Source organism: Streptomyces sp. ISL-12 (genome assembly GCF_018614415.1).
GTDB lineage: Bacteria > Actinomycetota > Actinomycetes > Streptomycetales > Streptomycetaceae > Streptomyces.
Genome location: NZ_JAGGOO010000151.1, coordinates 1 through 9,943, shown reverse-complemented (window position 1 = coordinate 9,943; position 9,943 = coordinate 1). Strand labels below are relative to the sequence as shown.

Below are 9,943 nucleotides of genomic sequence, written 5' to 3'. Positions count from 1 at the left end.
CAGGCCGGCCGGCCTGTCCGTCAGACGTGGTGCCGCTGAGGTCATGTCACCGCCTTCTCGGTCCGCATCGGTGTCGCAAGTGCGCCTGCCCGTCGTTCGCGCGGGTACACCCGCCTACGGGGGTTGGCCCGGTGGGAGCTGGGTAGGGGCGCCTGGTCCGGGAGTAGGGGAGAACACAGTGGGCACTCAGGGCGAGGCGTCGTCCGGGTCCGTGCGAGCGGCGCCGGGGCTGACGGTGTCCCCGCTGCCCGGGCGCGAAGGCGTGCGGGCAGCGGGGGAGATCGTGCTGACGACACGCGAGACATGGCAGCGGGCGCTGGAACAGGCGGTGCGTGAGGGTGGCGACGTGCATGTGGAGATGTCGGGTGTGACGTTCGTCGACGTGGACGGGGCGCACACCCTCGCGGACGCCGCCCGCCGGCTCCCGGAGGGCCGGCGGCTCGTGCTGCACCGGCCGCCTGCCACACTGCGACGGGTGCTGGAGATGTTCTGGCCCGACCAGCCGGCGATCGAGGTGTCGATGTCATGAGTACCGTGACCGAACCGACCGCCGGCACGCCGGAACCCGGCGACGGCGACTTCGTCCACCCCGCGCTCTTCTACCGGGGCGACGACGAGTACCTGGCCGGTACCGTCCCCTTCGTCCGCGAGGGCCTGGCCGGCGGTGAGCCCGTCGCCGTGGCGGTCCCCGGCGAGCGGCTCGACCTGATCCGCGACGCGCTCGGCTCCGACGCCGCCGGGGTACGGCTGCTGGACATGCGGGAGGCCGGACGCAACCCCGGCCGGATCATCCCCGGCGTGCTGCGCGCCTTCGCCGACGCCCAGCCGTCCGGCCGCCGGGTGCGGATCATCGGCGAGCCGATCTGGGCCGGCCGCAGCGGCACCGAGTACCCCGCCTGCGCCCAGCACGAGGCGCTGATCAACGACGCCTTCCGGGGCCGCGCGGTGACCATCCTGTGCCCGTACGACGCCGTGGGCCTGGACGCGCACGTCCTCGCCGACGCCCATGCCACCCACCCGGTGGTCATCCCGGCCGGGTCCCGCGCGGAGTCGGTCAGCGCCGCCTACGACCCCTCCGGCGTCGTCGCCCGCTACAACGAGCCGCTGCCGCCGGCGCCGGACGTGCCGGTCGTCTCCTTCCTGGCCGACACGCTCCCGGACGCCCGGCACACGGCCACCGCCGAGGCCGCGCGGCTCGGCCTCACCGGGGTCCGGCTCGACGACCTGGCACTGGTCACGGCCGAGCTGACCACCAACAGCGTGGTGCACGGCGGCGGCGCCGGTGTGCTGCGGGTGTGGACGCAGGACGGGTACGTGGTGTGCGAGGTGCGGGACAAGGGGCGGCTCGCCGACCCGTTGGCCGGGCGCCGGCCCGCCGCCCGCGACCAGCGCGGCGGCCGTGGCCTGCTGCTGGTCAACCTCGTGTCGGACCTGGTCCGGGTGCACACCGGGCCGGACGGTACGGCGGTGCGCTGCTGGTTCGCCGTGTGACCGGCGGGCCGTGACGTCAGTCGGCGGTCGCGTGCAGGTCCAGCGGCTCGACCTGGCCCTCCAGCATGGTGCCCAGGCCCTGTACGGCGCAGATGTCCGGCCGTTCGGCGATGTGCACCGGCATGCCCGTCGCCTGCCGCAGCATCTGGTCGAAGCCGGGCAGCAGGGCGCTGCCGCCGACCATCATGATCCCGCGGTCGGCGAGATCGGCGACCAGGTCCGGCGGACAGTCCCGCAGCACCTTGCCGAGCCCGTCCAGGACCGCCGTCAGCGGCGTCTGGATGGCGTTGCGCACGGCGGCGGTGTCCACCTGCACGCTGCGGGCGAGGCCGGTCGCCACGTCCCGGCCGTGGATCTCGGTGGAGGCGGGGCCCTGCGCGGTGAGCCCGTTGCCGCACAGGGCGACCTGGAGCGGCCGTACGGACTGGCTGGGCAGCACCAGTTCGTGGTGGTGGCGCAGGTGCTGGACGATCGCGTGGTCGACGGCCTCGCCGCCGACCGGGATGCGCGCGGCGGTCACGATCGAGCCGAGGGAGAGCACCGCGAGCTGCGTGGCGTGCGCCCCGCACACCATGATCATCGTGGCTTCGGGCTGCTCCACGGGCAGTCCGCAGCCGACCGCCGCGGCGATGAGCGTGTCGACCAGCTCCACCCGGCGGGCGCCGAGTCCGACGAGCGTCTCGACGGCGGCCCGCTGGGCCAGCGGATCGGCGCCGTGCGGGGTGCAGACCGCCGCCCGCAGCCGGGGCTTGCGGCGCAGCGAGCGGCGCACCTTGTCGCCGAGCAGGTGCCGCAGCATCCGCTGGGCCATCTCGATGTCGACGATCGTGCCGCCGGAGACGGGCCGGACGACCCGGATGTAGTCGGGGGTGCGGCCGGTCATCTTCTCCGCCAGCTCGCCGACCGCGATCAGCGCGCCGGTACGGGTGTTGACGGCGGCGGCGGACGGCTGGTCGACGACGAGCCCGGCGCCCTTGACGTACACGCGGGTCCGCGCCGCCCCGAGGTCGACGGCGAAGTGGCAGCGGCGCAGCTGCTCCAGAGTGGCGGTCATGGCAGATCCTCCCGAGAGCGCAGACCGTGGGGCCGGCGGACGGCCGGCCTCCCTGGCATCGTGCGGGCGGACCCGGACCGGCGCCTGTCCGAGGGGGCCGGGCGGGGGGCCGCTGAACGGGCGGTCGTGGCGTCGGCACCGCCGGGGGCGGCGGGCGCCGGGTGGGCGGTGGCGGGTGCGGTGAGGCGTGACGGCACCGTCGGGCGGCGTCCCGTCAGCGCTGTTGCGCCGCCGTGAGCAGCGCGCGCAGGTCCGGTACGAGGGGGGTGCCGGGGTCCGCGGCGCGCAGCTCGCGCCGGACGCGTTCGGAGCGCCAATAGCCGATGAACGGCAGCCCGGCGGTACGGGCCGCCGTCTGCTCGGCCACGGAGGAACCGACCAGCACGCACTCGCCGGGCGCGGCGCCGACCGTTTCCAGGGCCCGGTGCAGCACGTCCGGGTCCGGCATGAGCCGGGTGAGGTCCGCCTCCCGGCCGTGCACCCCACCGGTCACCCGGTCCAGCAGTTCCCGGCGCCGCAGATACGCGGTGACCGGCGCCGCCGCCCGGTCGGTCACCACGGCGACCGGCACCTCCCGCACGTGCAGCGCCCGGATCAGCCGGCCCGCGAGCGGGGTGGCCCGCGCCGTGCGCGCCGCCCGCTCCTCGTGCCGGGCCAGCCGCTGCCGTACGTCGGTGTCGACGCGGTGCCCGGCCAGCGCCCGGACGAAGTCCAGGGTCCCGGCGTACCCCTCCGGCCGCAGTCCGTCCCCGGGCAGCGGCGGCACCCCGGACAACGCCTCCTCGGGGTCGCGGTCGTCGACGACCAGCCGCGCGATGTCCAGCAGCACCTCGCGCTCCGCGCCCGGCCGGTACAGCCGCGCCACCACGTCGTCGAAGCCGAGCAGCACACAGCGGGCGCCGGTGATCAGCGGCTCCGGCGCGGGCTTGGCGCGGTGGCCGCCGGCCATCACGGGCGGCGGAACGGTCCAGTCGACGGAGTAGCCGGGGACGGCGGACCGCGCGAGGGCGGCGGCGAGACCGTCGCCCGCGGCGCGGCGGGCGCGGCGCAGTGCGTCGGTGAGCAGGACCGCCGGACCGGGCCCGGCCGCGGCCCGCACCGGGTCCTCGACACGCCAGGTCGCCGCCACGCCGGACGCCGCGTCGACGACGAGGTGACGGGTCCGCAGGTCGACCTCGCAGTACCGCCAGCCGGCCCGTTCGGCGGCGGACGCCGCGCGGACCCGTGCGGCGTCCGGCCCCAGCGGCGTGCCGTCGGGCAGCAGCACCACCACGGCCTCGGACGCGTCGCGCGGCGGCGGCACCCAGCCGTCGGCGGGCATCGGGAACGGGCCCCGCACCGGGTGCCCGGCGGGGTGCGTCCGGGCGGTGCCCGGCACCAGGTGGCACCAGCCCGTCTCGTCGTCCAGCCGACGGAACGCCTGCGGCGGGAAGAAGAAGCCCTCGTCGGCCACCTCGTCGTAGTACAGCGCGTCGGACACGGCGACGACCGCCTGCGCCCCGGAGGCGTCCAGGGCCGCTGCCACGGCCTCGGGGCCGGCCCGGAGGACCTGTTCCTCGCCGCCGTCCGGCCGGAACTCCACCTGCCAGAACTCCGCCCGCAGCCGCAGCCCGCCCAGCCGCGCCAGCCGCCCGGGCAGCCGGTCGACGGTCGCCCGCAGCAGTTCCACGGCCGGCACCCGCGGCTCCAGCCGTACGAGGACGCCGCTGGAGCCTTCGGGGTCCGCGGGCGGCAGCCGGTAGGCGTCGCCGTCCAGCCCGCTGTCCGCCAGCAGGTCGGCGACCAGCGCGGTGAGCGCCGCGCGCGCCTCCGCGCCGCGGGGGCCGTCGGCCAGCGTGTAGCGGACGCAGGCGTGGTGGTCGGTCTCGTCGTACTCCTCCGGGGGGAACTCCGGCCCGTCCAGGACCTCCTCGTCCTCCTCGTCCTCGTGGTCCTCGTGGTCCTCGTGGTCCTCGTGGTCCTCCTCGTGCTCCGCGTCCTCCGTGTCCGCCCGGTCCTCCGGGTCGAACGGCGGGTAGCCGACCGGCGTCCGCGGTGCGTCCCCGGTCCGCGGCAGGGCGCCGGCCGCCTCGTCCGGCAGTTCCTCCGGCAGGTCCTCCGGTTCCGACAGCAGCGGCGTCCACCGGTCGTCCTCCGTCGGGAACGGGCCCTCCGGCAGTTCGTCCGGCGCGGCCACGTCCGGGGACCCGTCCGTCGCGTCGCCCTGGTAGGCCGCGGGACCGTCCACCGGTACGGCGTGGTCCTGGCGCAGTTCCCGGCCGAGGGCCAGCAGCTCCGGGTTGCCGCCGCCGGACAGCTCGTACTCCTCGTACGCGTCCAGCGCCTCGTCGAGGCGGCCCAGGCGGCGCAGCGCGATCAGGTGGAGGCGGAGGAAGGTCTCGTGGAGCGGGTGCGTGCGCAGCAGGCCGGCCAGGCTGCGGGCCGCCCGTTCGGCGTCGCCCAGCGCCAGGTCCAGCCCGGCGAGCCGGGCGTGCAGGGCGAGGCGGAGCTGCTGGAGGCGGCCCCGGGCGGTGCGGGCGGCCGGGCCGGGCAGCCCGGGGAGCGGGTCGCCGGAGCGCCAGAGCGCCAGCGCCTCGGCGACCAGCTCCCGCGCCTCGGTGTCGGCGCCCGCCGTCTGCGCCCGGTCGGCCGCCCGGACCAGTTCCTCGCAGTGCACCACGTCCACGAAGTCGGCGCTGGTGTGCAGCGCGTACCCGTGCGAGGGGGTGGCGAGCACGCCGGGGCCGAGCGCCTCCGTCAGCCGTTCCACCGCCCGGCGCACCCGGGACCGCCAGTCGCGCGGCTCGTCGGCCGGGTCCCACAGGCCGTACCGCAGCTCCTCGTGGGTGACCGTACGGCCGTGTTTGAGCAGCAGTACGGCGAGCAGCGCGCCGGCGTCCGGAGGCAGCTCCGGGGAGCCCTGCGGCCCCTCGACGCGCAGCGGGCCCAGGGCGTAGTAGAACCGCTGGTCGTACGCCTCCCGCGCCAGCCGGGGCAGCTCCGGGTCGGTGAGCAGGTCCCGGCCCTGGAGCTGCGCCCCGAGCGACGGGGACATCAGCAGGTCCAGGGCGTGCGCGAACGGGCCGCGCAGGGCGGGCGGCAGCAGGACGAGCCGCCGGGAGTCTACGGGCACGGTCAGCCGCGAGGTGCCCGACGTCAGCAGCAGCACCACCTCGCACAGCGCGCGCAGGTCCTCCGACCGGCCGCCCGGACGCCCGCCCCGGCCCGGCGCGAAGAGGCTGAGCCGCACCGTGCCGTCCGGCAGCAGCACCAGCCGGGACAGCTCCGGCGCGCCGTGCACGGTGCCCGCCTGATGGACGGCGGTGAGCGCCCGGGCCAGCTGCGCGGCGACGCCCACGGTCAGCGGCGCGGGCAGCCGGTTGCCGTAGGGGCGGGTCAGGGTGTTCAGGGCGATGCCGTCGAGGTGTTCCATGACCACGTAGGGCGTGTCGTCGTCCACGCCGGCGTCGAGGACGGCGACCACGTTCGGGTGCCGGATCTCCCGCAGCAGGCGGGCGTCGCGCAGGAACGCCTCGCGCCGGGCCCGGTCGGTGACGGGGTCGTGCCGCCGGACCGTCACCGTCCGGCCGGTCTCGGTGTCCTCGGCGAGCCACACCCGGCCGGTGGGGTTGAGGCGCCGGATCAGCCGGTAGCGGCCGGCCGGCCGGCCGGGGGGCGGCTGCGGCGTGCGGACCATGCCGGTGTTGCCGACGCCGCTCAGCCACCGGGCGCCGCGCTCGCTGATCTCGGCGATCGCCTCGCCGCGCGGGCCGGTCTCGGTGCCGTTCGCGGCCGGGGTCAGGGCGGGGATCTCGCCGGGGAACCGGCCCGCCCGCTCCTCGATCAGGTCGCCGGTGCGCAGCAGCAGGTCGCGGGTGCGGGCGCGGGCGGTGCGCGGCAGCCCGCGCAGCAGCAGCTCGCGGACGCCGGGCCGCCAGGCGTACGAACCGGGCGGCCCCGGCAGGGCGGAGAGCAGGCCGCTGAGGATCACCTCGGCCAGGTGCGCGGGGCGCGGCTCCGGTTCCACGGCGGCCTGCACCAGCCGCATCACCGGCAGGTCAGGCCTCCCCAGTGCGAGGTGCCCGGCCAGCCGGTACGCCTCCGGGGACGCGGTCGCCCGGAACCTGAGCACCAGGTCCTCGGCGGGCAGCCGGGCCACGTCGGTGCGGTCGTCGGCGTCGGCGGGCAGCGGACGCAGCAGCGCCGCCGCCGCGCCGGGATGGCCCGCGCCGCCCGGCCCGGCCACCAGCGCCGCCCAGTTGGCCAGCCACTCGGGGCCGGGTTCGAGGACCGGCACGGGCACGGCGCCCTCGGGCGGGGCGTCCTCGGCGGTGTCGTACGGGGTGAAGGTCAGCGCGGCGCTGGGCGAGGCCCGGTAGGGGGCGGACAGCCGGCCGGCGACCGGCGGCAGCGCCGTGTCCCGCCACAGGTGTTCGGGCAGCGGCTGGACGACGGCCAGCGGCATCCGGCGCGCCCAGCGGCGCAGCGCGGCGAACCAGCGGGTGCCGGCCGGTCCGGCCCGCCACTGCGGGCCCATGCAGTCGCTGATCAGGAGGGTGACGGTCCGGCCGTCGGCGACGGCGTGCACGCCGTCACCGGCCACCGTGCCGTCGGGCAGCGCCCGGTGCAGGGTGACCGCGCGGAAGACGCCCGACTGGGCGAGGGCGGTGTGCAGTTCGCGGACCAGCGGACGCCAGACCGGCATCGTCGGCCCGTCGTCGTACACCAGGTTCAGCCTGAGCCAGCGTTCCCGGGCGGGGCGCATGACCGGCAGCCACCAGCGGGGGTCGGCGCCGAGCCGGGCGATGCGGTCGGCGGTCGCCGCCTCGTCGACCTCCCGGACGGCGGGCGCGTCGGTACGGCGCCGCAGCGGGCGCAGGGAACGCTGGAGGGCCAGCGGGTGCGGCAGCATCGGCGGCGCCGGGGCCAGCACGGCGGCGTGCGGCCGGGCCTCCGGCGTTCCCGTCGCCGCCTCCTCCGTCCCCGACGCCGGGGTCCGGGACGGCAGGTGCAGCGGGGCGCGCGGCGGGGCCGGCGGGCTGGGCGGGGACGGCGGCTGCCGCTGCTGCGGGCGGGCGTCCGTCTCCGGTGCGCGCGGCGGGGGCGGGGCGGCCGGCGCGGGGGCGTCCGGGGGCCGTGCGGGCGGGGACGCCGGGGACGGGACGGTGTGGTCCGGGCCGGGCGCCATGTGCCCGGCCAGCCACAGCAGTTCCGCCAGCTCCAGCGGGGTCGGGCGCGTGCCGGAGGCCGCCCGGCCGAGGACGTCGGCCAGGCGGGCCACGGGCTCCGGTACGCCGGAGGGGTCAGAAGGCATGCGGCTGCGGGGACTGTCCCAGGTACGGCATCAGCTGCTCGGCCAGTTCGTCGAGGGAGCCGGCGGCCAGACCGGAGGCACGGGCCAGGTAGATGGCGTTGAGGAGCTGGTCGGTGGCGAGGTCGCCGCTGCCCACCCGGGACAGGAACCGGTCGATGAGCTGCCGGGCGTAGGCGTCCGGCTCGCCCAGGTGCGCCCGGACGATCTCGGCGAGGTGCCGGTCGTCGGGCTGGCGCAGCCGCAGGGTGACGCAGCGGCGCAGGAAGGCGGGCGGGAACTCGCGCTCGCCGTTGCTGGTCAGCACCACGAACGGGAAGGCGTGGCAGCGCACCCGGCCGTGCCGCACCGGGACCCGCCGGTCGGTGCCGTCGGCCATCACCTCGGCCCGCCCGTCCGGGACGTCGCGGGCGGCGCGCACCAGTTCGGGGATCTCGTACTGGCCCTCCTCCAGCACGTTCAGCAGGTCGTTGGGCAGGTCCAGGTCGCTCTTGTCGATCTCGTCGATGAGCAGGGCCCGGGGCCGGGCGTACGGGAGCAGCGCGGTGCCCAGCGGGCCGAGCCGCAGATGGTTCTCGACGCCGGCGCCGGAGGCCGCCCCGGGGCCGCCGTCCTCCTTCGCCGCCTGCCGGGCCGCGTAGAGCCGGGAGAGCGGGTCGTACTGGTAGAGCCCGTCGTGCAGGGTGCTGCGGCTGGTGATGTTCCACCTGAGGACCGGGCCGAGCCGCAGTTCGCGGGCGACGGCGTACGCCAGCGACGACTTGCCGGTCCCGGGCGGCCCGGTGACCAGCAGCGGACGGCGCAGGTACAGGGCCGCGTTGACCAGTTGCACCGTCTCCTCGGTGGCCTGGTACGTGCGGGCGCGGTGGGTGCGGTCGGGCGAGGTGGCGGCGGCGTCGTCGTGCTCGTCGGGCGGTTCGAGCACGGGGTGCCCGTCGAAGGCTCGCCACGGCGGCGGCGGGGGCAGCCGGGTGATGCCGTCGTGCGGTTGCGTCGCTCCGGTGTAGACGGGCCACAGGGCCATGGGGTTTCTCTTTCGGGTTCGGGGCGCGGCGGTGCGGCCCGGCGGGTGGTTCGTCAACCGATGGGTGCGACGGGCGAGTGCAGGCAGGCGGCGGGCTCGGAGAAGCAGCGCGGGTCGTCCCACAGCAACTGCACCTCCCGCGCCCAGTGCCCCTCCGGATCGTCGGCCGCGTACGCCTCCTCGCGCAAGTCCAATACCCGGCGCGGCAGTTCGGCCGGGGGCACGCCGTCGACGGACTCGGTGAGCCGGTCCAGGAACGCCGTACCGGCGCACGGGCCGCCGCGGTCGCCGTGGTGGCCGTGGTCGTCGTCGGGGCAGTCCGAGCGGCGCCACAGCAGGACCGGGACCGGGAAGTGCAGGCCGGTCGCGAAGTGCTCCTTCACCGCGGCGGGCGGGGCGGCGAACCCGGCCAGCGCCGCGTCCCGCAGCCGCGGGCGCAGGCTGCGGGAGTTCTCCCGGGTGCCGCACTCCACCCGGTGCAGCCGGACGCCCGACGCGCCGTCCAGCTCCTGCCACCGCTTGGCCAGCTCGTGGCGGAGCCGGCCGCTGCGGTGCCGGGAGCGCTCCGCGACGACCAGGGGGTGCGCGCAGCCCAGCGGGGTGGAGTCGTAGGCGCTGCACGCCCAGTGCGCCACCGGTTCGTTCAGCCACTCGGCCGGCAGCACGAAGGTGATCAACGCCTCGGCGTCGCGGTCGAGGTGGTTGAACGCCTCGTCCACCCGGTCCTGGACGTAGGAACGTACCGCGTCCTGCGGCAGCCGGCGGGTGCCCACCGGACGGCGGTGCCCGCCGCGGTAGGCGGACACCTCCACGGTGACCTGGTCGGGACCGGCGCCGCTGCGGACGAGTTCTACGACGATGGGGGCCCAGGACGGGCCGGGGGCGGGCGCGGACGCCCCGGCCGGCCCGCCCGGGGCCCGTTCGGCCGGCTCCTGGTGGAGGCTGTCGGCGGAGTGCGGGCGGGCGGTGCGGCCGTCGGCCGGGTACGGGTGGGCGGGGTACCGGTCGTCCGCGGACCGGTGGCCGGGGTACCGGTCGTCCGCGGACCGGTGGCCGGGGTACCGGTCGTCCGCGGATCGGTGGC

At 77.1% G+C, this 9,943-nt stretch carries 5 protein-coding genes and 1 pseudogene; 2 read left to right on the top strand and 4 right to left on the bottom strand.

What is annotated here, in order from left to right; all coding sequences use genetic code 11:
* The first annotated feature begins 178 nt into the window (after window positions 1-178).
* Together J7I94_RS38810 and J7I94_RS33835 are read left to right on the top strand one after the other, a co-directional pair.
* Window positions 179-529, top strand: coding sequence for an STAS domain-containing protein (locus J7I94_RS38810; protein WP_308114818.1), 351 nt, complete (start codon window positions 179-181; stop codon window positions 527-529).
* Window positions 526-1,491: a sensor histidine kinase gene (locus tag J7I94_RS33835; protein WP_215173484.1), complete on the top strand. Its 966-nt coding sequence runs from the start codon at window positions 526-528 to the stop codon at window positions 1,489-1,491. The genes J7I94_RS38810 and J7I94_RS33835 overlap by 4 nt, the downstream gene beginning before the upstream one ends.
* 16 nt (window positions 1,492-1,507) lie before the next feature.
* Here J7I94_RS33835 and J7I94_RS33830 read toward each other — a convergent pair whose 3' ends face one another.
* The 4 genes and pseudogenes from J7I94_RS33830 to J7I94_RS33815 all read right to left on the bottom strand — a co-directional run.
* The gene (locus J7I94_RS33830; protein WP_215173482.1) at window positions 1,508-2,545 is read right to left on the bottom strand and encodes a rod shape-determining protein; all 1,038 of its coding nucleotides are present in this window, start codon (window positions 2,543-2,545) and stop codon (window positions 1,508-1,510) included.
* Between the two features lie 214 nt (window positions 2,546-2,759).
* Entirely contained in the window at window positions 2,760-7,838 is a 5,079-nt protein-coding gene (locus J7I94_RS39115) for an SAV_2336 N-terminal domain-related protein (protein ID WP_285442766.1), read from the bottom strand.
* On the bottom strand, window positions 7,828-8,859 hold the full coding sequence (locus J7I94_RS33820; RefSeq protein WP_215173480.1) for a MoxR family ATPase: 1,032 nt from the start codon (window positions 8,857-8,859) through the stop codon (window positions 7,828-7,830). The genes J7I94_RS39115 and J7I94_RS33820 overlap by 11 nt, the downstream gene beginning before the upstream one ends.
* 53 nt (window positions 8,860-8,912) lie before the next feature.
* A pseudogene (locus J7I94_RS33815) lies at window positions 8,913-9,943 on the bottom strand (hypothetical protein); the annotation flags it as partial.